Source organism: Chryseobacterium sp. HMWF035, assembly GCF_003094695.1.
Lineage (GTDB): Bacteria > Bacteroidota > Bacteroidia > Flavobacteriales > Weeksellaceae > Chryseobacterium > Chryseobacterium gambrini.
In genome coordinates this window covers 80,065-101,379 of record NZ_QEHP01000055.1, presented here as the reverse complement: position 1 = coordinate 101,379, position 21,315 = coordinate 80,065, and the positions used below count along the sequence as shown (strand labels likewise).

At 35.6% G+C, this 21,315-nt stretch carries 22 protein-coding genes and 1 pseudogene; 16 read left to right on the top strand and 7 right to left on the bottom strand.

Going from position 1 to position 21,315, the window contains the following annotated elements:
- The 3 genes and pseudogenes from DD829_RS09080 to DD829_RS09070 form a co-directional block, all read left to right on the top strand.
- A pseudogene (locus tag DD829_RS09080) lies at window positions 1-1,036 on the top strand (hypothetical protein); the annotation flags it as partial.
- A gap of 17 nt (window positions 1,037-1,053) precedes the next feature.
- The gene (locus tag DD829_RS09075; protein WP_108409609.1) at window positions 1,054-1,650 is read left to right on the top strand and encodes a DUF6705 family protein; all 597 of its coding nucleotides are present in this window, start codon (window positions 1,054-1,056) and stop codon (window positions 1,648-1,650) included.
- Window positions 1,651-1,794: 144 nt separating this feature from the next.
- A complete protein-coding gene (locus DD829_RS09070; RefSeq protein WP_108409608.1) occupies window positions 1,795-3,312 on the top strand; it encodes a hypothetical protein in 1,518 nt (505 codons plus the stop codon).
- A 44-nt stretch (window positions 3,313-3,356) separates the two neighbouring features.
- Here the strand turns inward: DD829_RS09070 and DD829_RS09065 are convergent, their stop codons facing one another.
- Window positions 3,357-4,658, bottom strand: a complete 1,302-nt coding sequence (locus DD829_RS09065; RefSeq protein WP_108409607.1) for a M48 family metalloprotease — start codon at window positions 4,656-4,658, stop codon at window positions 3,357-3,359.
- 82 nt (window positions 4,659-4,740) lie between these two features.
- On the opposite strand from DD829_RS09065, the gene DD829_RS09060 reads away from it, so the two are divergent.
- Together DD829_RS09060 and DD829_RS09055 are read left to right on the top strand one after the other, a co-directional pair.
- Entirely contained in the window at window positions 4,741-5,874 is a 1,134-nt protein-coding gene (locus DD829_RS09060; protein WP_108409606.1) for a serine hydrolase domain-containing protein, read from the top strand.
- A gap of 4 nt (window positions 5,875-5,878) precedes the next feature.
- Window positions 5,879-6,490 carry a YdeI/OmpD-associated family protein gene (locus DD829_RS09055; protein WP_108409605.1) on the top strand — a complete coding sequence of 204 codons (612 nt, stop codon included), beginning with the start codon at window positions 5,879-5,881 and terminating at the stop codon, window positions 6,488-6,490.
- A gap of 8 nt (window positions 6,491-6,498) precedes the next feature.
- Here DD829_RS09055 and DD829_RS09050 read toward each other — a convergent pair whose 3' ends face one another.
- The gene (locus DD829_RS09050) at window positions 6,499-7,776 is read right to left on the bottom strand and encodes a Y-family DNA polymerase (protein ID WP_108409604.1); all 1,278 of its coding nucleotides are present in this window, start codon (window positions 7,774-7,776) and stop codon (window positions 6,499-6,501) included.
- 75 nt (window positions 7,777-7,851) lie between these two features.
- Between DD829_RS09050 and DD829_RS09045 the strand changes: the two genes are divergently transcribed.
- Window positions 7,852-8,622 (top strand): XRE family transcriptional regulator, encoded by a 771-nt coding sequence (locus tag DD829_RS09045; RefSeq protein ID WP_108409603.1) that lies wholly within the window; start codon window positions 7,852-7,854, stop codon window positions 8,620-8,622.
- Between the two features lie 28 nt (window positions 8,623-8,650).
- Here the strand turns inward: DD829_RS09045 and DD829_RS09040 are convergent, their stop codons facing one another.
- The 4 genes from DD829_RS09040 to DD829_RS09025 form a co-directional block, all read right to left on the bottom strand.
- On the bottom strand, window positions 8,651-9,772 hold the full coding sequence (locus tag DD829_RS09040; RefSeq protein ID WP_123906837.1) for a hypothetical protein: 1,122 nt from the start codon (window positions 9,770-9,772) through the stop codon (window positions 8,651-8,653).
- Between the two features lie 5 nt (window positions 9,773-9,777).
- Complete coding sequence (locus DD829_RS09035) at window positions 9,778-10,920, bottom strand: hypothetical protein (protein WP_108409601.1); 1,143 nt, start codon at window positions 10,918-10,920, stop codon at window positions 9,778-9,780.
- A 10-nt stretch (window positions 10,921-10,930) separates the two neighbouring features.
- Window positions 10,931-12,178: a hypothetical protein gene (locus DD829_RS09030; protein ID WP_108409600.1), complete on the bottom strand. Its 1,248-nt coding sequence runs from the start codon at window positions 12,176-12,178 to the stop codon at window positions 10,931-10,933.
- A 328-nt stretch (window positions 12,179-12,506) separates the two neighbouring features.
- The gene (locus tag DD829_RS09025) at window positions 12,507-12,815 is read right to left on the bottom strand and encodes a helix-turn-helix domain-containing protein (protein WP_108411632.1); all 309 of its coding nucleotides are present in this window, start codon (window positions 12,813-12,815) and stop codon (window positions 12,507-12,509) included.
- 204 nt (window positions 12,816-13,019) lie between these two features.
- On the opposite strand from DD829_RS09025, the gene DD829_RS09015 reads away from it, so the two are divergent.
- On the top strand, window positions 13,020-13,490 hold the full coding sequence (locus DD829_RS09015; RefSeq protein ID WP_108411630.1) for a hypothetical protein: 471 nt from the start codon (window positions 13,020-13,022) through the stop codon (window positions 13,488-13,490).
- A 127-nt stretch (window positions 13,491-13,617) separates the two neighbouring features.
- On the opposite strand, the gene DD829_RS09010 is transcribed toward DD829_RS09015, so the two are convergent.
- The gene (locus tag DD829_RS09010; RefSeq protein WP_108411629.1) at window positions 13,618-13,920 is read right to left on the bottom strand and encodes a hypothetical protein; all 303 of its coding nucleotides are present in this window, start codon (window positions 13,918-13,920) and stop codon (window positions 13,618-13,620) included.
- A 345-nt stretch (window positions 13,921-14,265) separates the two neighbouring features.
- Here DD829_RS09010 and DD829_RS09005 point away from each other — a divergent pair, with 345 nt between their 5' ends.
- The 9 genes from DD829_RS09005 (at window position 14,266) to DD829_RS08965 (ending at window position 21,272) form a co-directional block, all read left to right on the top strand.
- Window positions 14,266-14,766: a M15 family metallopeptidase gene (locus DD829_RS09005; RefSeq protein ID WP_076391427.1), complete on the top strand. Its 501-nt coding sequence runs from the start codon at window positions 14,266-14,268 to the stop codon at window positions 14,764-14,766.
- Window positions 14,767-14,956: 190 nt separating this feature from the next.
- Window positions 14,957-15,994, top strand: a complete 1,038-nt coding sequence (locus DD829_RS09000; protein WP_108411628.1) for a patatin-like phospholipase family protein — start codon at window positions 14,957-14,959, stop codon at window positions 15,992-15,994.
- Window positions 15,995-16,448: 454 nt separating this feature from the next.
- Window positions 16,449-16,622: a hypothetical protein gene (locus tag DD829_RS23520; RefSeq protein ID WP_165796701.1), complete on the top strand. Its 174-nt coding sequence runs from the start codon at window positions 16,449-16,451 to the stop codon at window positions 16,620-16,622.
- 164 nt (window positions 16,623-16,786) lie between these two features.
- Complete coding sequence (locus tag DD829_RS08990) at window positions 16,787-17,431, top strand: leucine-rich repeat domain-containing protein (RefSeq protein ID WP_108410980.1); 645 nt, start codon at window positions 16,787-16,789, stop codon at window positions 17,429-17,431.
- 15 nt (window positions 17,432-17,446) lie between these two features.
- Complete coding sequence (locus DD829_RS24100) at window positions 17,447-17,674, top strand: hypothetical protein (RefSeq protein ID WP_076391421.1); 228 nt, start codon at window positions 17,447-17,449, stop codon at window positions 17,672-17,674.
- A gap of 6 nt (window positions 17,675-17,680) precedes the next feature.
- A complete protein-coding gene (locus DD829_RS08980; protein ID WP_108410979.1) occupies window positions 17,681-19,153 on the top strand; it encodes a hypothetical protein in 1,473 nt (490 codons plus the stop codon).
- A gap of 92 nt (window positions 19,154-19,245) precedes the next feature.
- On the top strand, window positions 19,246-20,166 hold the full coding sequence (locus tag DD829_RS08975; protein ID WP_076391417.1) for a helix-turn-helix transcriptional regulator: 921 nt from the start codon (window positions 19,246-19,248) through the stop codon (window positions 20,164-20,166).
- 44 nt (window positions 20,167-20,210) lie between these two features.
- On the top strand, window positions 20,211-20,840 hold the full coding sequence (locus DD829_RS08970; protein ID WP_228408155.1) for an energy transducer TonB: 630 nt from the start codon (window positions 20,211-20,213) through the stop codon (window positions 20,838-20,840).
- Window positions 20,841-21,272, top strand: coding sequence for a nucleoside deaminase (locus DD829_RS08965; RefSeq protein WP_087708563.1), 432 nt, complete (start codon window positions 20,841-20,843; stop codon window positions 21,270-21,272).
- Window positions 21,273-21,315 lie beyond the last annotated feature (43 nt).

Below are 21,315 nucleotides of genomic sequence, written 5' to 3'. Positions count from 1 at the left end.
TCCCATACGCAAAAACGGAAAAATCTCGGAAGTTCTGGAAGTTCCCAGATTTGGAAGGAAAGTATATTTCAGATATTCTAATGATGTAGAAAAGGTCGCGCTTTTTAATCAGCTGATGATCGACAGACCCAAAAAGCCTCTTCCTGTAAATTCTGCCAACGGGACATCTAAGATTGTATGTGTGGTAAAAACATTTTCTATGTGGTATCCGGATAGTGAGAGCAATCCTAACGGAAGTGGACACTGGGTAACTTCTTCTTACACCATCTGTATCGATCTTACCATTGATACTTTTGAGAATCCGGATGATGGAAGCGGGAACGGTGGTTATGATTATCCGCCTTTCGGGGGTGGATTTGATAACCCTTTGGATACTACAAAAATACCCAAAAGCCCATGTGAACAAATAAAGAAGCAAACAATAAACACAAACTACAAAGCTAAAATAGAAGCGCTTGACAATCCTTCAGTACTAAATTTAAAAAAAGAAACAGGCTTCTCTGAAAGTAAAACCGGAGTTTTTACAGAGTTGTCTTCAGCCGTTTCTACCAATAGCTCAGATGGGTTGACAGTAACAGTTACGCCCAGTCTAAAAGGATATATTCACACTCACCTGAATAATTATCTAACCGGTACGTTTAATGATGCAGGAGAACCTTTGATTAAAAAACCTATCCGTATGTTTTCACCTGCAGATGTAAATACATTAATGACCATGGCAGAAATGGCAACAGATGGTAATTATGGTGAACTATACGGGACAATGGTATCAAGCTACGGAAATTATACCATCATGTTTACGGGTACTGCGTCTGATATTAAAACAGGGTTTGATACACAAAAATGGACAGATGATTATGTTGCCTATAGAGTAAGAAATCCATATTGGTCTTTTGAAAAATTATTCCTTACCTTTCTAAAAGAAAAGATGAACGTACAGGGTGTTGAATTATACAAAATAAAAGATAATGGTACTGTACAGAAAAAAACCTTAAATTCAAATAACAATGTACAATCTAGCGATTGTCCTCAATAAATTAAAATTATACAACAATGAAAAGCAGACTATTTATACTTACTCTATTCTTAATTTTTGTTTCCTGCAAAGCACAGGTAATAGGAACTTTAGAGCAATTTGAAGAGTGTGAAATGAGATCCAATCATGACGATGGCTGTCCAGACCTTGAAAATATCACTTATGTAAAAGATACCAATAACAGACTTAACCAATTTGTAGGAACTTGGAAAGGAAATTATAATAGTAAACAATATGAAATTAAATTAGAAAAAAAGATTAATTATAAAAGTGAGCCTACTGATGGGCTTTCTTGGGATATGATAATTGGTAGGATAAAAATATCAGATAATTCTGGAAATGTTGTTTATACCTCTATGAATAAACCAGATAATGATACATACTTTTGGGGATATAACTTCCAAAAAAGATCTTATGCAATGCATTTTGTAGGAAATTACGATTGTTTAGAATCTGGTGATGTTTTTATTGAAACAAGACTAAATAACCCAAATGAAATGACATTAGTATATTTCCAGGATAAAGATGGACTTCTAAATCCTGCAAAATGTCCTAATTTCAATAGTTTTGTGCCATTATTGCCTAGTCAGAAAATGACTTTAACGAAACAATAATAATTAAAAAAGTATAATGATTTTTTAGCTTCCATAGGAAGTTCATTATTAAAAATGTAGACCGAAAGCCTTGAGAAATCAGGGCTTTTATTTTTTTTAGAACATATCCCCGAATTTGCTATTTTTGAAATTCAAATTTTAACCATGAAAAAATTAACACTTTTGGTTTTTGGTCTTATTCAGACAATTGCATATTCTCAGACTCAGGATCTGGCTTCTCTAGCATCGGGGAAAAATGTGGGAATGAATGCGCTGTTTGATACCAAAGACAATCTTTACGGCTATGTTTCTCTCTATTCCTACGGAAAAACAGACAATAAAAAACAGAAATTCGAATACGTTATTTTAGATAAAAACCTGAATCCGGTTGCCAATAAAGAATTTGAAGCGGGACTTCTGGTTTCCAATTATTTCGGATATGTGGATTTTAAAGGGCAAATTATTCTTCAGCCTTCGGACATCAATTATCTTCAGGCTTTTTCCAAAGATGCAGCGGCTCCGGTTTCTATGGTTATTGATCCTAAAACCAATACAGTAAAGCCTAAAGTGTATTACGATTATCAGGAAGACGGAACGTTTAAAGAAATCTCACAGCCCAAAACTTTTAAAGAAGAAAGAAAAGAAAACCGCGCCGAGAAGAAAGAGAAAGGATACAATTATGTTTCCGTGGTCGGAGAAATTAAAGAAGGCGGTTATCTGGCTTTAGAATACAACGATTACGGAAAATACATCAATAAAAACAGCCTGATAAAATTTGATGATAATAAGAAAGAAATCTGGCGATACAGCTACAATACAAACGGAGATAAAAAAGTATTTTCCGACCTTTCCATTTTGGAAAAGGACGAAAACCGCATCTACGGAATCCTGAGAAAGGTAAATGATGACGACAAAACTTTTTCTCTTCTGGTGATTGATATGAAAACCGGAAAAGAACTTTCCAACAAACCGATAACGGGACTTTCTCCGGAAACCATTTATAATATTGATGCTTTAAGCGGAATTGATAATGATAAAACTTTTGATGATAAAGTAGTTTTGCTGGGAAGAAATTATATTTCCAAAGAGAACAGAGGCTTTGCAAGATTTATCCTTGATAAAAACAATTATAATGTAGATCTGAAAACCATCAGCTACAAACCGGATCTTTCCAACCACATTCCAAAACTGAGCGCAGACGGAGGCGTAGAAAACGGCTATTATCTTCAGACGAAGGACGCGTATTTTATGAGCGACGGCAGTGTGGGAATTCTTTCGGAGAAATTCAAACCTGCGGGACAGTACAATGCTCCGAAAACAACTGATCTGGTTTACATTAACACCGATAAAGATTTTAAGGTAAAAGATGTACAGGTTTTTGAAAAAGAAAAATCGAAGTGGGTAAACAGCGATTATCTTTTTTCTCAATATCTGAATGACGGAAAAGACGTTGTCTTTTTCTTCCGCGATTATCAGAAAGATCAGGTAACCAAAGAAAAGAAGTGGAATCTTTTCATCAATACGATTATTGACGGGAAATTCAAGCAGGAAGTCGTTCCTATTTCAGAAAAAGATAATTATGTGGTAACGCCGTATGTAGCGAAAGAAGGCTACATTCTGCTTCGTGAATTCAACGAAAAAGAAAAATTCAATAAAATCCGTCTGGAAAGACTGAATTATTAAGCGTTGATTTAAATTTTATACTCAATAAGAATCCTGACCTTCGGTCAGGATTCTGTCGTTTGATAATAATCTGCAATATTTTTAATTTCATCGAGACTCAGGTTCCACATAAAGTTCAGGAACTGCTGATAACTTTCACTTTGATTTTTGGGATCTACCCGATCTAAATATCGATTTAAATTGTAGTTTTTTCTCGCTTCATAAATCTTGGCGAAACATTTTCCGAGCCAGTTTTTATAATACTTTTCCTCTTCGTTATCCTGCAAAAACTGAAGACTTGCATAAATTCCGACTCCATAATCTTCAGAATGATAAAAATTAGGCAAAGTTTCCATTCTTGCGATTTTTTCTACTGTAGAATAAGAATCGGAAGGCTTTTCATCCGGAACATCATTTTTAAGTTCAGGAAACACTTTTTTGAGGTTATTGATTCTTAAAACCATTTCAGGATGCGATCTCAGAGAATCTTTATTCAGCTTTTCCTTGAAATGATTGTAATTATACAGAGAAAAATCTTCTTTTTTAAGCCATTTGTCTTTAAATTCCTGTTTGGGAAGGTTAAAGTATTTTTTGTAAGTTTCCACTTTCAGCTCTCTTGGCGAAATGGTATCAAAATCTTCCAGTCTTTTCAGAGCATTAACGTATTCAGCTTTTTTAAAATCGCTGTTTTTAAAAACCATATATCCTAGAGAATCTGCCTGCATTTCCTGCTTTCTGTTTTCAGCCCCATTTCTGTAGATTCTGTTTTTCATCACATCGAAAGCCCTCTGATTACGGTTTTCCTTTGTCGATTTTATATCCTGAACCACCATTTTGTCCATTTTATCCTGTTCGATCATGCTCAGAAAAGTTTTCAGCGTATGCTCGGAAATTTTATGTCCTAATTCATGGGAAATTACGGCAGCAAGCTGATCGTCATTATTCAGCCAGTTGAAAAGCCCCATATTGATGACAAAAGTGCCGTCTGCAAAACAGTATGCATTCGGAGTGTTGTCTTTGGCGATAAGAATTTTTAAATTTTGCGGAATCTGGGAATTGTTTTTTCTTAACCGTTCGATAAGATTTTTAACCTTTGCATCAAACACAGAATTGAAAGCAAAATCTTTTTCTTTCACTTTTTTTTCAAATTCTTTGTCGAATTCTTTATAAATTTTAGAAAGCTCATTGCCCATCTTTCCGGGATAATCGGATCTGCTTTTTTTGCTTAAACTTTCTGTATTCGCCGTGAAATTTCTCAGAAATTCTTTTCTCTGGGCATAATCTGCCGTATCGAGAGGTTTATACATCTGTCCGAAAGTGGTGATAACGAAATGGATAAGCAATAAGGAAATTAGTTTTTTCATCATCTTTTACATCAATAATCACAAAAATAAATCATTTCGTTTCATGTTTTCAAATTTATTTTAAATTTGTTTAAGATCAATTGCTATGACAATTCTTATTTATTTTGTGACATTTATTGTCATTGCCGTACTTCTCTTTTATGTTTTGGGATATGGTTATATTTTCAACGGAATATCCAAAACCTATTTAAGGGGAAAACTCAGTGCCAATATTGATGACGGAACATTGTTTTCCGGCAACCTCATCGCTACAGAATCTCCTGAACTTTGGGAGGAATCTCCCGAATACAACAAAAAACAATTACCGAAAAATATCGTTGAAGATTTAACACATTCCAATACCGCATCTTTTATTGTGGTGAAAAACGGAAAGCTGCTTCACGAAGACTATTGGAACGGCTACAATCAGCTATCGAAAACCAATTCTTTCTCTATGGCAAAAGCCGTTACGGTAATGCTTTTGGGCAAAGCGCTGGAAGAGGGAAAAATTAAAAGTCTTGATGATAAGTTTTCGGATTATTTTGAGGAATTTAAAAATAAAGATTTTGCTAAAAATTTAACGTTAAAAAATCTGGCTCAGATGGAATCGGGACTGGACTGGGATGAAAATTACAAAAATCCTTTCCTTCCCAATGCGAAAGCTTATTACGGGAAAAATTTAATGAACGCCACTTTTTCAAGGAAATTTAAAGAAAATCCGGGAGAAAGATTTGAATATCAGAGCGGTTCTACGCAGCTTTTAGGTTTTGCCATTAAAAAAGCTGTCGGACAGTCTTTGGCAAGTTATTTATCCGAAAAATTCTGGATTCCGATGGGGATGGAACAAAATGCAACATGGAGCACAGACGAAAGCGGAATGGAAAAAACGTACTGCTGCATTCACTCCAACTCCAGAGATTTTGCAAAACTGGGACAGTTATTTCTTAACGACGGAAAAGTTGAGGATAAACAGATTTTAAATCCGGACTTCATCAATACAATGCGGACTCCGACTAAAAATTCTGAGGAAATTTACGGAATGGGATTCTGGATCAACCACGACAATCCTATAAAGCATTATTATTTTTTGGGACTTCAGGGACAATACATCATTATGATTCCGGAACATGATATGGTGATTGTAAGGACAGGAAGCTATAATAATCTTCCGAAAAACGACAGAGGAAGACCGGATCAGGTGAAATTTCTGGTGAATGAAACGGTAAAATTATTTCAATAGAAATATGGAAAAATACAGCCCGAAAGTTGATGAATACATTGAAAAATCTCAGGATTTTGCAAAACCTATTCTGAATTATATCCGAGAAACCGTTCACGAATTCTGTCCTGATGCAGAAGAAGCGATCAAGTGGAAGTTTCCCACGTTCCTGTATAAAGGGAAGATTCTTTGTTCAATGGTTGCTTTTAAACAATACTGCAGTATGGGATTTTGGCTTCATGATGAGATATCATCACTGAAAGAGTTTGAAACGGAGGCTGAAAAAACGAATATGTTCAGCCTGGGTAAAATTACAGAAACAGAAAATCTTCCTTCAAAACCTCAGCTTAAAAAGATGATTACTGAAGCGATGGAACTGACAGATATGGGCGTTACTTTGAAAAAAGCAGCTCCATCGAAAACAGAAACAGAGGTTCCTGATTATTTTCAAAATGCTTTGAATGAAAATAAAAAAGCTCTGGAAATTTTTAAAAAAGCTTCGCCCTCTTTCCGTAAAGAATATATCAACTGGATTACGGAAGCTAAAACGGAATCGACCAGAAACAAAAGAATGGATCAGGCTTTAGAGTGGATCTCTGAAGGAAAAGGCAGAAACTGGAAGTATGAAAAAAGGTAGTTTTACATCTAATGAAATCTGAAATTTGCCTCTTTGAGCGTATTGTTTTTTAAAAAAGCTTCATATTCGGGAGACATCTGTTTTCGTCCGAAAGTGTTTTCGCCGCTCATGCTTCCGAGACGCACTTTATCTTTGCCGTATTTTCTGTTCATGGCATCCATTGCTTTCATCACCGGCAAATGCAGATTCTGGGTATCTTCTTCAAAAAGATTAATCAATCTTTGATCTTCCGGCACAAAATCGTTCACAATAACGCCTGCTTTTTTATAATGAAATCCTTCTTTGAAAATATCTTCGAACAGCTCATTTACGACTCTGCCAATTAAAATTGATGAATTGGTAGGATTGGGAAGAATTCGGGTTGCGGCATTCCGATATTCGGGAAGATCCTTCCTGAATCGGTTGGTCTGTACAAAAACCGTTACCATTTTGCAGCAGGTATTCTGTTTTCTCAGGCGTTCGGAACAGTACATTCCGAAGGTTTCCACACGTTCGCGAACATCTTCTTTTTTGGTAAGCATTTCCATGAAACTTCTGGTGACGGCAATGGATTTTTTGGGAGACGGAGCATCCAGTTCCAACTGGCGTATTCCTTTCAGTTCGTTCACCATTCTTACTCCGTGAATTCCCATGATCTTCCGAACCCACATTTCAGGCTTTTGAAGAAGATCCCATGCTTTATGCACTCCATTGTCATGCATTTTTACGGCAAGACGTCTTCCGATTCCCCAAACGTCATCAATTTTTAACCATTTTAAGGCTTTTTCTATTTTTTCAGGGGTATCTAAAATATAAATTCCATTAAACTTTTCGGGAAATTGTTTGACAATGCGGTTTGCCACCTTACAAAGTGTTTTGGTAGGGGCAACTCCTATACTTACAGGAATCTTTTCCTGCTCATCAATTTCATTTTTGATTTTAAGACAGTACTCGTAAATATCGATATATTTAAAGCTTTTCAGATCCAGAAAAAGTTCATCAATCGAATAGACCTCATAATCAGACTTATCCACATACGCTGTGGATATCTCTATAACGCGCTGACTTTTAAAATTATACAATTCGAATTTTGCGGAAAAACATTGTACATCATTCTCTTTAAATAATTCCTTGTACTTAAAAGCCGGAGCCGCCATCGGAATTCCCAGATCTTTAGCTTCCTTACTTCTGGACACTACACAGCCATCGTTGTTGGAAAGTACTACAACGGGCTTATTTTCAAGCTTCGGATCAAGCGTTCTTTCGCAGGAAACAAAGAAATTATTACAATCTACCAGAGCATACATAATAGTGATTCTGCAGAACAAAATTAGATACTATTTGTATCATTTTTAGTATATTTACAGATACAATTTGTATCAATGTCAATTTTTTCAGATAACATCAGGTTTTTAAGGACTCAGAAAAATTTATCGCAGCAGGAACTTGCGGACAAAACATCAATGAGCCGCGTCCGGTATTCCAAATACGAGGATGGGCGTTCTGAACCGCCTTATGAACTGCTCATCAGAATTTCGAAGTATTTCAATATAAGTATCGATTTGCTTCTTACGGTAGATATCCGCAAATATCCGCTGGAAGATGTATTAAAACTTCCGGATAACAGAATTGTTCTTCCGGTTGTAGTGGATCAATCGGGAAACAACAGCATTGAAATTGTCCCTCAGAAAGCATCGATGGGCTATTTATCCGGTTACAGTGATCCGGAATATATTGAGAGTTTACAGCGAATTTCCTTACCTTTCTTAATTAACGGGAAGTACAGGGCATTTCCCGCAAAAGGAGATTCAATGCCTCCTTTTAAAGACGGTTCTTATATCATCGGAAAATATGTTGAAAATATTGAAGATCTAAAACCGAATAAAAGTTATGTTTTTGTGACTTTGAATGACGGTATTTCTTATAAGAGATTTAAAGCTAAAAAGAAGAAAGCAATAACAGTAGCTTCAGACAATTCGTTTTATATGCCTTATGATATTCCTTTGGGGGAAATTGTTGAAATCTGGCAATATGCATCTGGAATTTTTCCGGAAGATTTTGAACCTGATAATTTTGATAATTATAATTTAAAAGATATGTTTCTGGAATTAAGAAGAGATATTAAAGAAGTGAATGATAAATTGAAGAATTAAAACTTTATTCGGCAATTTTTTTAAATTTCTAATTAATCTGTTCCCATTGATTATTAATGCTTTGTAACCAAATCACAGAGTTTGCAGCAATAGTTGAAGTACTTCCTCCGGAAATATTATTATAAGCTGATATTGAGGGGGTATTCGTAGTCGGATTTTTAATGATGTACATTCTGCCGTTACATAAACTTGCAGAAGGAAGACTTATATTATGATTTCCGCCCAAAATGACAGTGAAGTTTAATTCGGTTAATGTTAAGGATGCGGTAGTAGTAACAATCGGTAAAGAAAATGATCCTGAAATCTGCAGTGTTGAATTAGGAACGCTTCCAGCCATATTAATTCCCACCCGGACTGTATTGTTCAATCCCGTTCCTTGCAGACGAAGCATTTCGATATAGGTCTGAGAGGTATAATTGTATTTATAAAAAAGGTAAGGTTCATCGCCGTCATCTCCTACCAGAAAATCAAATCTGCCATTTTCTGATGATCCATTACTTCCAAGTTCAAAAAAATCACTGGAAGCTGCAGAACCTCTCATTCTGAAATTACCATTGCTGTCTGTAAAGAAAACTGGTTTATAGATCGTGGCATTATCTGCCTGAAATTGCAGTGCGGAATTTCCTGATGTCCCTCTCATATACATCGTAGATGCAGTTGTGGAATTATAAGGACTGGGCTTTGAACTTTCTGTAAGACCTAAAGTCTGCCTTGTTCCTAACTCAAGCATTTCGGTATTGTTGGAACGCAGTTGCAGACGCACATCATTTGTTGTGCCTAACAAACTGCTTGCCGCAGCATTTGCATTGCCCGCAAGGAACCAATTGTTGGTGGCAGCATCTGTAGAAGGCGCCCATGTATTTGTGGTACTGTTCCAGCTTAAAACCTGACCATTAGTCGCTCCCATCCGTCCCAGAGAATATGGGCTAGATGGTGTTCCGTTACCAGAAAATAGGGTTGCGGCAAAAACCGGACTTAATGCACTTACTGTACCGTTTCGCAAACCTATATAGATCTGCCCATCATCAGTTGCCCTATATAGATTGCCTTCTGCTGCCGCAGATGCGGTAGAAGCAGATGCAATACTTTCCTGTCCGAAAGAAAAGATATTTATCGCGACGATAAAAATAGCAGAATAAATTTCTTTCATTTTCATTAATTTATACGTTGCCAGTTAGTACCATCACTCTGAAGCCATACAATAGAGTTTGCCGTAAGGGCAGTTACAGCAGTTCCTGACAAGTTTCTGTAGGAAGAAATTGCCGGGGTATTGGTTGTAGGATTTTTAATCACATACATCCTTCCTGTACAGGTATTTGCAGCCGGTAAGGTGATGGCGTGGTTTCCCCCGATGATTATTGTAAAGTGACTTTCAGTAAGTGTTAAAGCCGCTGTAGTTATAATGGTTGGAGTAGATAGCGATCCGTTGTTCTGTAATGTTGAATTGGCTAAAGCGCCGGTATTTATTCCCACCCTTACATTGGTATTAAGACCATTTCCGGATAAGCGCATTAACTCAACAGTAGTTGCTGTAGTGCCATTGTATTTATTAAAAACAAAAGGTTCATCTCCATCATCCCCGATGATAAAATCGAATCTTCCGGCATTGGATGCTCCGCTGCTTCCCATTTCAAAGAAATCTGTTCCTGCAGAAGAACCTCTCAGTCTGAAGTTTCCGTTACTGTCTGTATAAAAAACAGGCTTGTAAAAACTTGCGCCTCCTGCTTCAAACTGTAGTGCTGAGTTGCCTCCTGTTCCACGAACGTACATCACTGATGCATCAGGTTGGTTATAAGGATAAAGCCCCGTACTGCTTGAATCATACAATCCTAAAGTCTGTCTACGTCCTACTTCCAACATAGGCGTATTGTTTGATGCTAATTGAAGCTTTACATCATTAGTCGTTCCCAGAAAATTACTTGCTGTGGTATTGGCATTTCCGGTAATCAGCCAGTTGGATGCTGCTGCAGGCGTTGCAGGCTTCCAATTATTAATGGCAGAATCCCAAGTCATAACCTGCTGGTTTGCTGCTCCGTTTTGAGCTAATTTAATAGGATTAGCAGCAGTACCCGTTCCGGAAAGCGTTACATTGTCCACAACTATGTTGCCTCCCACTAATTTTAAAGTTCCATTTCGTAAGCCTATATATATTTGCCCATCATCCGTTGCTCTGTATAAATTTCCTTCAGCTGCTGTTGCAAATCCTGTTGCCGTTGGTATAGTCTCCTGTGCAAAAGAATTAACACCTGTTAAACTCAATATAACAAGGAATATTTTCCCTAAATTTAAAATTTTCATTTTTGAAGAATTACAGTTTTTCTACCATTAAAGATGATCCGTTAGCGACCAGTTGAAGAGTTCTATTGGTCGTATTCCATACTTTCCCCTGTACTCTTAAAACATCATTAGCATTAAGATTCAGTATTTTAGTTACCGTTACGGTACCTCTTGGATCTGCGTTATTTCTATGAAATGTAAAGCCTGAAGTTCCCGCAACATCACTTCCGTTTACCTGTAGTTTATATTCTCCGGTAGCCTGAGAATTTGTAGTTACAGATGCTGATATACGATAAGTTACTTTGTACCTTCCTGCATTGGTAATAGTGATTGTTCCTGAACCCGCAGTATAACCGCTATCTACAACTCCGGCTGTGGTTATTAACATCGTTGTAAATCCAGCTGCTGTAGCAAAAGTCTGTGTTCCTGCTGCATCATATATCTCTGCGACACTTGAAGTAAAAGGAGTCGACCAGCTTAAGGGATTCCCTGTTCCGTTTGATGTTAAGACCTGTCCTGTCGTTCCGGGTAAAAGAGGCTGGTAAACAGTACCATCTCCCTGCAAAACAGTTCCGACAGCGGGTACTGATGTATTTCCGGTACCTCCATTAGATGGTTTTAAGGTTCCCGCCAAGGTAACAGCTCCTGAGGTTGCAGCAGAAGGAGTTAATCCCGTAGTTCCCGCACTGAAGCTGCTCACATTTGAAGGAACACTGATAGTACCATCCGCCGCTACATTTAATCCGCTGCCTATTTTTACGCCTCCGATAGAAGAAGCTGTAGCCGGATTTAGTGTAATCGTATTAGCTGTATTCGTAAGTCCTGTTGAAAAAGTTAAGGCATTCTGCTTATTATTGAAAATATTCCAATCGGCAGATGACAGATATCCATTAGCAGAAGATCCTGCCTGAGAAATTGAAAACACCCCCGTTAAATTATTATAAGCCAGCGGTGATGTTGCTGAAAAATTTGATAAAGTCAAGGAAGCACCTCCTAGCTGTTTCCAAACTGTACCGTCCCAGAATATGAATCCAGGAACCAAACTGCCATCATTAGCAGTAAGATAAACCAATTGGCTTTGTGTAGTACCGAATGCATTGGAAACCTGATTTACTCTGGGAATTATTATCCCGTCTTTAGAATCTACCGCTCCTCCTGAATTTTTTCCTACTATTTCTAAAGTTGCTTTTGGTGTTGTTGTGTTGATACCTACCTGAGAATATGATACGCTACTACATAGCAGTAATAATACCCGAATTATTAGATAATTATTTTTCATTTAGTGTTTTTTTTTCGTATTTTAATCAGTAATTCCCTAATTAAAAAGCAAATATACAAGAATAGTTGTAAAAATAATAAACTTGTTTAAATTTTTATTTTCCTGAGAAATAAAATAAAGAAAAACTGTATAATGAAGATTTTTCTTGGAATTCTATCATTTGATTATCTTTATTTCGGAGTATAACTCACCAAAATCAAATATTATAAATCCCATTGATTCAACGATAGGGACAATTGTAAACATTGATGACCTTTTACCACTAAATACATTCGTTACCGATAACCTTACGAATTTCAGTAAACACCAAAAAAAATCCCAACTCTCGTCAGGATTTTCTTTTATTTTGATTTTTAAATTCTTTTTGTAAGCGATCAATTTCACTTTCAATTTTTTTTAGTTCTTCTTCATTCAGTTTTGTAAATAAATGTAACATGTCAATTTTAAAAAAATTACAGAATTTAACAAGACTTTCTAACGTTGGATTTGTTTCTGCTCTTTCAATTCTGCCAACTTGATTGCTTGAAAGGTTTATCTCGTTTCCTAATTGTAACTGAGACAGTTTATTCTTTAATCTGTAAAATTGAAATAACTTTCCAATTTGAAGTTTTAATTCTTCTGTTTCCCATATATACATTTAGTAAATTTTGGGCTTTCTCATATTATTCAACAACACATATATGTGTTTTAATTGTTTTTTTATTACATTTGTAGGGCAGGTTAAATCAAAACAACCCAAAAAACAATAAAAACACAAAATCTTCTTCGTATGAAAAAGAAAAGCATAGACTTTGAATCCCGTTTTTGATGCGGTCGGAAGAAACATTCCGCACTTCCGCTCATGGAAATATTTTTCCAGTTTCATGATTGGGTAACCGCCAAAAAATATCTAAATCTCATCATGCAATACGCCGTACAGCGCAAAACGCGAATTCCGGAAGATCCTTCCGCTATCTTTTATTTCCACCAGTCGCTCCGGTCGTTTATTCGCGCAGCATATTCCCTTAGAAAAGATCGAGGAAAATGGTTGGTTCATGAACTTTCGGAACATAAAACCCCGATGTTACAAGGCTCATTGTCGGAAAAAGAATACCACGATCCGGCAAAAGTTTTCCGAAAAGCCTTTAAAAAATACCGTCTTGAGGTATTTGAGGGGTTTCTCTCGGAAGTCGTGTATTTCTCGCTCGGAACGTTTAATAATGTACCGGAGCGCAATATCGTAGATCTGTATTTGCACCTCACCAAAATGCTGGATGCAGCATGGCTGATTCTGGAACGTGAAAATAACAGGGAAAAACTTCCGCATGAATAGCAACAGACCGCTGAACTTCAGTCAATATAAATTCTTTCTTCAATCCAACGCACCAAAAATCATGAAAAAAATAAAATGAACCCGACTGTAAACTATTAAAAAAAGGGTATTGTTAAAGCATTTAATCTTAATTAAGATATTCCTGAATCTGAACCGTCAGTTTAGGGTGATTTTTCATGTATTGTGCAATTTTTAACCAGCTTTCCTGTTTTGGTTCATAATACTCCAATACATTATTTTGAGTATATCGCATTTTAGGAGGATACCATTCGTATGTTTTTACAAACTTTAAAAGTTGTGTCGCCTTTTTCGTTACTAAACTCCCTCCCTGCATATAAGAATGAAGAGATACCCTGTCGTACCAGCTTAAGACATTGTAAATACTGTCTAAAGCAAGTGCAGAATTTTCGTAGCTGATACTATTTTCCATATTTTTTGATTTTGTTCATTGATATTTTATCGTTGTTTTAAGGAAACAAATCAGAGTTTTTAAGTTTCTTTCCTATTAAATTTATCCTTAATAACTAAGCTGTTTTATGTCGCAAAGATTGAAATGCGAAACGCCAAAACTCGACGTATTAAAAATTATTTTTCAGTACAGGAAAACTAAAAGTTTAAAATTTCAGACAAAAAGATTTAATATTTTGAAAAGTAACTGAATATGATCTTACTTGAATTGATCATTATCGACAACTTAAAAATTCATAAAAAATACGTCACCTTTTGGCGTTTCCGAGTTATAGATTTGTATTTCAAAATCATAAAATTTTAAATAATGGATAAAGTAAGTTTACAGAGAATTGAAAAACTTCATCCCTATGTAAGGGAAGAAGTGAAACAGATTGTGAAAGAATGCAACGAAGCATTAACGGGAAAAGCAAAAATCAGAATTACACAAGGCTTAAGAAGTTTTGAAGAGCAGGAAAAACTTTACGCAATCGGAAGAATTACTTCAGGGAAAAAAGTAACTAATGCAAAAGCGGGACAAAGCATCCATAATTACGGATTGGCAGTCGACATCTGTTTAATGATCGATGGAAAAACAGCAAGCTGGGACACTGTAAAAGATTGGGATAACGACAAGGTTGCCGATTGGTACGAATGTGTAAAGATTTTCGCAAAATACGGCTGGGACTGGGGTGGAAACTGGAAAACCTTTAAAGATCTTCCGCATTTTGAAAAGAAAAATATTGTAACAAAAAAAGGGTTGGTAAAAACAAGCTGGAGAACACTCTATAAAATGCCCAGAGACAAAGAAAATTATCCTGTATTTTAATTCTCTTTTATTTGAAAAATATTTTTTAATACGTCGAGTTTTGTCGCTGTCCCCATCTATCTTTGCTTCAGTAAGATAACATCAAAGCAATTATTATATCAAGCTAAAACCAATAGTCATTTCCCGGAAATCTATTGGTTTTACTTGTCTAAAGTTGTTAGATGTTTCTTTTAAAAAAAGTGAAAATCATATGAAAAAGACAACCATTCTTTCTTTGGACGGAGGCGGAATCAGGGGAATTATCACCTGTATTATTCTGCGTTACATCGAAGAACAGCTTCAGTTTTATGATAAGCCAGGCGCCAGACTTGGTGATTATTTCGACTTTGTTGCGGGAAGCAGCACCGGCGGACTGATTGCTTCTATTATTCTTTGTCCCGACGAACACCGGAAAGCAAAATATTCTATCCAGAAAGGATTAGAATTGTATGCTGAAAAAGGTGGCGACATCTTTCAGGTTTCTTTTTGGGAACGTTTGGTAAATCCTTTCGGACTTTTGAACGAAAAAATCTCTCAGGAAGCGCTGGAAAAAAATCTGAATGATTTTTTTGGAAATTTAGAATTAAAAGAACTAATAAAACCCTGTTTAATAACTAGTTACGATATAGAAAACAGAAGAGCAAAGCTTTTCAATTCCTGGAAAGCCAATCTGAGTACAGATAATTTTTATGTAAAAGATGTGTGCAGAGCCACTTCGGCAGCACCTACATATTTTAGTCCAGTTCAGATAAAATCCATGTACGGACAGATTTTCAGCTTAATCGACGGCGGAATGTTTGCGAATAATCCTGCTTTGTGCGCATACGCAGAAGCAAGAAAAATTCCTTTTGCAGAAGTTTTGAAAAATCATCAGAAAGCCAATCATCCGAGCGTAAATGATATGATTGTTGTTTCCATCGGAACAGGCATCGAGGCAAGATCTTATTCTTTCAAAAAACTTGAAAAATCCGGAAAAATCGGCTGGGTGAACCCAATAATCGATATTTTGATGTCTGCCAATGCCGAAACAGTAGATTATCAGCTTTCTCAGATGTTTCAGACTTTAGGACTGAGAAATCAGAAAAATTATTACCGGCTTAATCCTTCATTAAAAAATGCTTCTCCTGCAATGGATAATGTAAAAAGATCGAATATTGAAAATCTTATACAGGCGGGATTATGTTATATCGACGAAAACAGAGAAACTTTAAACCAGATAGTACAAAAACTAATTAAAAACAAAATATAAGCTTTAAACCTTATAATAAATCAATATAAGCTTTTTTAATTATATTTAAATAATAACTAATCATTATCAATCATGAAGACAATATTTACATTTCTTATACTCAACATTCTATCTTTCATTGCCGGCTGTTTCATTTTTTACTTTTTATTTGATTGGTTCAATCCTCCGGTTACAGAAGACGGACATCCATATATGCCGATTGAAAATGTAATATGTTCGGTAATCGCAGCTTTTGTCTCTACCATTCTATTTTTCATCTTCATCAGAAAATATATTGCAAAAAAATTAAAATTTTTTTGAAAATAATAAATAATACGTCAAGTTTTGACGTTTGCCACTTCTACATTTGAAATATAAAATAAAACAGAGCATAAGAACAATTAAAACAAATTTTGAATTCAACATTTACGATAAAAACATATTCAATTTTTAACGCCAAATACAAAAAAACAAAATGAAAACACAACATCATCATTCTGACATTATCTTCGATAGAAACCCTTATACCATTGAATGGAGCGACATTGAAAATGCTGAAACAGATTACGATAATTATCTTAATGACATCGAAACCTCTTGCGATGGATTTTTAAAAATGATGACCTTTAAGAAAATATATATCAATTAGTCTTTAAACACATCAAGTTCTGCCGCTGTTCAGCAGTCTGGTATACTACTATCCTTGTTTCGTTTTTCTAAATTCTTCATTTTTCAAATGTTGAACAGCCGGAACTGTGTTTAAAAATCATCATCAAAACATCTATAAATCAATAAACAAAAATTACATATATTATGATAACAAAAGAAGAACTAAAACTTTACTTTGAAAAAGGGGATCAGCCCACACAAAATCAATTCTGGGAATGGATGGACTCTTACTGGCATAAAGAAGAGAAAATATCACTTAAATCTACTGATCTTTTAGCCACAGAACAACATCTTATGTACTCTTTAACAGACAGCACAGAATTATTAGGTGTAGCCAAAGCAATTGTTATTCCAGAGGGGGTAAAAGTTATTGGCTCAAATAGTTTTTCTTTCAGCGGTATTACTAAAAATTATATTACAAAAGTTACGTTTCCAGATACTTTAGAAAAGATAAAGAACAATGCTTTCTCATTACAATATTTAATAGGAACTTTAACAATTCCCAAAAACTGCAAAATAATTGAGTCTGGAGCATTTAACAGCTATTATATTAACATTTCTGAATTAATTTTGGGAGAAAAGCTAGAATCAATTGGCATTTCTACGTTTAATTTTCCCGGAAGTACCAACTTATTAAATCTATACATACCAAACTCCGTAAGATCAGTAGGACAAAACGCTTTTTATATTCCTTCACTAAAAACAGTCTCTGCACCCGCTGGCTTAGATCTTAGCACCGCAGGAATTCCTGCAACAGCGGTAATTACTTACAGAGACTTACCAGAATAACTTTAAAATTAAAAAATGACAACAAAAGAAGAACTAAAACTTTACTTTGAGAAGGGAGACCAGCCTAAACAAGAGCATTTCTGGGAATGGATGGATTCTTATTGGCATAAAGAAGAGAAAATCGATTTGGCTTCTCTGCCAGATATAATTGATACCTCTGAATTTGCAACCCTAACTTACGTGAACGAAAAAATTGGAGCAGATGACGGCGGAGTCTGGATCTTTCCGGATAATTCAAAATAATCAATTATGAAATTTAGAGAAATTATAGTAAAAAGTATAAATATTGCAGAAGGCAATTATACTAATAATCAGGACGAAATTAAATCTTTTGAGCCCCTTGAAATATATCTGGTTCCGGGAAAAGAAGGATCACACGAACGTTTTGTAACCGATAATAATGGAATTATTTCAAAACAATCTGCTGACAGCAGTGATACATTTGATAACATAACCAATAGAGGAAACTCTACAACAAAGAATGAAATCGTTTTGGCTTCTGCAAAAGGAAGATCTGCGGCACTTGGATTTAATGAAAAAACTTCCGGATATTATTTTGGTGACATGAATCCCGAGCATACCGGAAGTAATAATTTAGGTTTCGGGATTAATACTTTAAAAAAGTTAAGCTCAGGATCCTATAATACCTCTGTCGGCTGTTATAGTCTTTCTGAAGTCTCAGAAGGAAGCAATAACACAACCCTTGGATACGCTACTGCATATCAGCTAAATAGATCATCTACAAATGTATTTATCGGTCATTATACAGGATTTAATTTAAGATCAGAAATATTAGAATCGGATTTAGCAAATATTTCTCCCGCAGCAGCAGCCTATATGAAAGAACAAGTTGCGCTATCGGGATACAACGGTACATCATTTAATTCTTCTTTAAACACTTATGTGGGTGGGGTTATCAATAGTAACGGAAGTACTCCTGTAAGAGCAGCCATGTCAACTATTATCGGAGCGTCAACTTTAAATAATACATTATACAGAAATTTTAATAATATTGTAATTGGTGCAGGAAATTATATGAGGACAGCAAACTCTGCGATGAATAACTCAATCATCATTGGTAACTGCATTAATTTACCTAATCAGGTAGATGCTTTGGTAATTGGCTCAAATAAATCGCGCAGGATTAATTCATCGGAAGCAATTATATACGGAGAGCTGCCCAATAACAGACTATCTATTAACGCTCCTTTAACAATCCCCTCTCAATACATGCCAAATGCTCAGGGAAGTTCCGAGTTTTCCAAAAATATCGTAGCAAAACCAGACGGTACTTTTGGATGGGAAAACAAAACATCTGATGATTTAAGAAGCCTTTCCTACATGAGCGAATTAACCTATACACATGATAATGAAAATTATTATATCAAAGGTACAGCATATTTATGCATGAAAGATGGAGTTGGGGGAAATGCGGGTATAGGATCATATTTAAAAGTATTTGTAAATAATACTGAAATTGCAGGAACTTCTGCAGACAGGGACAATTGGTATCTTAGTAATTTCTCCTACACAACCGGCGAAGGAACTTTTAACATTTCCCAGATGATTTTACCTTTTACGATTACGATACCAAAATCTACACACACAGAATCGTATTGGACTTCTGGATATTTTTATGCTACCGTTGTTTCAACCCATAATCCTTTTGACTATAATAAGCCTACAATTATTCAAAAAGGAGTTAGATTAATTCTTAAATAAAAATAATATTTAAAAATTAATCTCATAAAAAAATAAAACACGACAAGTTTTGTCGCATTAACCGCATATATTTGTGGTAGAAACTTTTAGCAATGAAAAAAGATTTTTATCTTACAAGATACGCTTTAATTATAAAAAGATTGGAAAGTTCTCCGGCTACCTATTCGCAGCTGGAAGAGTATCTGCTTAACTCCTTTGAATTTCAGGATGCAGGGATTAAAGGCTACTCTATCCGTACTTTGCAAAGAGATATCCGGGAAATTTCAGATCTTTTCAATCTCTCCATTCATAATAAAAAGAAGGGAGACAACCGTTATTATATTGAGAGCCGCCCGATTATGGAAGTGGATGAATACAACCAGAAATTACTGGAGTCTTTTCAGGTAAGCAACGCTCTGAATCTTCATCCTGATTTTTCTAACCTTATCTTTTTCGAAAGCAGAAAGCCGACAGGTGTTGAACATTTTTATGATCTTTTCTTTGCCATCCGAAACAAACGAATTGTTTCCTTTGAGCACTACAACTATAAAAATAAACTGATGACTTCCAGAAAAGTTCATCCGTTGGCTTTGAAAGAATCTAAAGACAGATGGTACCTTATTGCTATTGATACCAAAGATAAAATGCTGAAGTCTTTCGGATTAGACAGAATTAATTATCTGGATGTTTCTAAAAATAATTTCAGGGAAAAATACAAATACAATTTCAGAGAACACTTTAAAAACGCCTTTGGTGTGATGAATCTTGCAGAGCAAAACCCGCAAAAAATTGTTCTGAAATGCAGCAGACATCAGGGAGAATACATCAGAAGTTTTCCGCTTCATCAGTCTCAGAAAGAAACCAAAGAAACGCCGGAAGAAATATTTTTTGAGTTTTTCCTGCATCCTACTTACGATTTTATGCAGGAAATTCTTTCCTTTGGAAAAGAAGTTCAGGTAATTGAACCTAAAGTTTTAGTTGACGATATCCGCAAAAATCTTCAGGAGTCTTTAAACAGGTATCTTGAAAGCTGAAACTTATCAAGATTTTTTGATTACATTTACATAAATATATCAAAGTGAAATCTTTTTTTGTTTTTCTTTTTTGCTGCGTTTTTTCTTTCTGTTCTTCGCAACAGACCGATGAATTCAAGCTTATTAAAAACTATTATAACCAGCATCGTTCTATGCTCAGCAAAGAGTTTAAGAAAAAATTTGATGCAGAGACAGATAATTATCATAGAGCATCCATAAAGCTCGATTATATGCTTTTCATGCAGAAAATGGACAGTGTAGAAAATGTCGCGCTTACCGGAGCTTTATTAAAAACCAAAAACCTTGAAGATCTCAGCAAATTAAAATTACTGAAAACTTTGTCTCCCGAAGCTCCTGCGCCTCCCTCGGTAGTTATTGATAAAATGGCAGATTATCCCGGAGGAATTAATGAGTTGCGAAAAGAAGTAGCCCATCTGTTTTATCTTGGCGGTGTATATTCTGATGTAAAAACCGTAAAAACTAATGTGGCTTTTATTGTAGAAAAAGATGGCAGCATCAGCAATGTTCAGGCAGAAGGAGATAATTTCACATTCAACAGACAGGCAGAAATCGCTCTTTATTCTGTTTCACAAAAGTTTTCTCCGGCTATCATCAATGGTGGTCCGGTACGATATCGTTTCCGGCTTCCTTTAACCATGAATATTGAACCATAAATGTTTACCGACGAATATTTCATGAAAATGGCTCTTCATGAAGCTGAAACCGCGTTAGAAAAAGATGAAGTTCCTATCGGATGCGTAATAGTTTCCAATAACAGAGTGATTGCAAGAGCCCATAATCTTACTGAAACCTTAAATGATGTAACGGCTCACGCAGAAATGCAGGCAATAACTTCTGCTGCCAATTTTCTGGGCGGAAAATATTTAAGAGACTGTACACTCTATGTCACAATGGAACCTTGTGTAATGTGCTCCGGCGCATTGTCGTGGTCACAAATTTCAAAAGTTGTCATCGGGGCAAGAGATGAACAACGGGGGTTCATCAATAAGAACCTTTCTCTTCACCCAAAAACAGAAATCATTACTGGAATTTTAGAAAATGAATGTTCTTTAATTGTGAAAGAATTCTTTAAATCTAAAAGATGATATAAAAGTTGAGGTTTAGGATAATATTTATCAATCGTTTTTT

Bases quoted from the DNA above. Each gene is read 5' to 3' on its own strand.
- DD829_RS09040 (WP_123906837.1), bottom strand. From the start codon at position 9,772: ATGAAAGAAATTTATTCTGCTATTTTTATCGTCGCGATAAATATCTTT.
- DD829_RS09070 (WP_108409608.1), top strand. From the start codon at position 1,795: ATGAAAAAATTAACACTTTTGGTTTTTGGTCTTATTCAGACAATTGCA.
- DD829_RS09075 (WP_108409609.1), top strand. From the start codon at position 1,054: ATGAAAAGCAGACTATTTATACTTACTCTATTCTTAATTTTTGTTTCC.
- DD829_RS24100 (WP_076391421.1), top strand. From the start codon at position 17,447: ATGACAACAAAAGAAGAACTAAAACTTTACTTTGAGAAGGGAGACCAG.
- DD829_RS09060 (WP_108409606.1), top strand. From the start codon at position 4,741: ATGACAATTCTTATTTATTTTGTGACATTTATTGTCATTGCCGTACTT.
- DD829_RS09015 (WP_108411630.1), top strand. From the start codon at position 13,020: ATGGAAATATTTTTCCAGTTTCATGATTGGGTAACCGCCAAAAAATAT.
- DD829_RS09010 (WP_108411629.1), bottom strand. From the start codon at position 13,920: ATGGAAAATAGTATCAGCTACGAAAATTCTGCACTTGCTTTAGACAGT.
- DD829_RS09035 (WP_108409601.1), bottom strand. From the start codon at position 10,920: ATGAAAATTTTAAATTTAGGGAAAATATTCCTTGTTATATTGAGTTTA.
- DD829_RS09050 (WP_108409604.1), bottom strand. From the start codon at position 7,776: ATGTATGCTCTGGTAGATTGTAATAATTTCTTTGTTTCCTGCGAAAGA.
- DD829_RS09065 (WP_108409607.1), bottom strand. From the start codon at position 4,658: ATGATGAAAAAACTAATTTCCTTATTGCTTATCCATTTCGTTATCACC.
- DD829_RS08975 (WP_076391417.1), top strand. From the start codon at position 19,246: ATGAAAAAAGATTTTTATCTTACAAGATACGCTTTAATTATAAAAAGA.
- DD829_RS23520 (WP_165796701.1), top strand. From the start codon at position 16,449: ATGAAAACACAACATCATCATTCTGACATTATCTTCGATAGAAACCCT.
- DD829_RS08990 (WP_108410980.1), top strand. From the start codon at position 16,787: ATGATAACAAAAGAAGAACTAAAACTTTACTTTGAAAAAGGGGATCAG.
- DD829_RS09055 (WP_108409605.1), top strand. From the start codon at position 5,879: ATGGAAAAATACAGCCCGAAAGTTGATGAATACATTGAAAAATCTCAG.
- DD829_RS08965 (WP_087708563.1), top strand. From the start codon at position 20,841: ATGTTTACCGACGAATATTTCATGAAAATGGCTCTTCATGAAGCTGAA.
- DD829_RS09030 (WP_108409600.1), bottom strand. From the start codon at position 12,178: ATGAAAAATAATTATCTAATAATTCGGGTATTATTACTGCTATGTAGT.
- DD829_RS09025 (WP_108411632.1), bottom strand. From the start codon at position 12,815: ATGTATATATGGGAAACAGAAGAATTAAAACTTCAAATTGGAAAGTTA.
- DD829_RS09005 (WP_076391427.1), top strand. From the start codon at position 14,266: ATGGATAAAGTAAGTTTACAGAGAATTGAAAAACTTCATCCCTATGTA.
- DD829_RS09045 (WP_108409603.1), top strand. From the start codon at position 7,852: ATGTCAATTTTTTCAGATAACATCAGGTTTTTAAGGACTCAGAAAAAT.
- DD829_RS08980 (WP_108410979.1), top strand. From the start codon at position 17,681: ATGAAATTTAGAGAAATTATAGTAAAAAGTATAAATATTGCAGAAGGC.
- DD829_RS09000 (WP_108411628.1), top strand. From the start codon at position 14,957: ATGAAAAAGACAACCATTCTTTCTTTGGACGGAGGCGGAATCAGGGGA.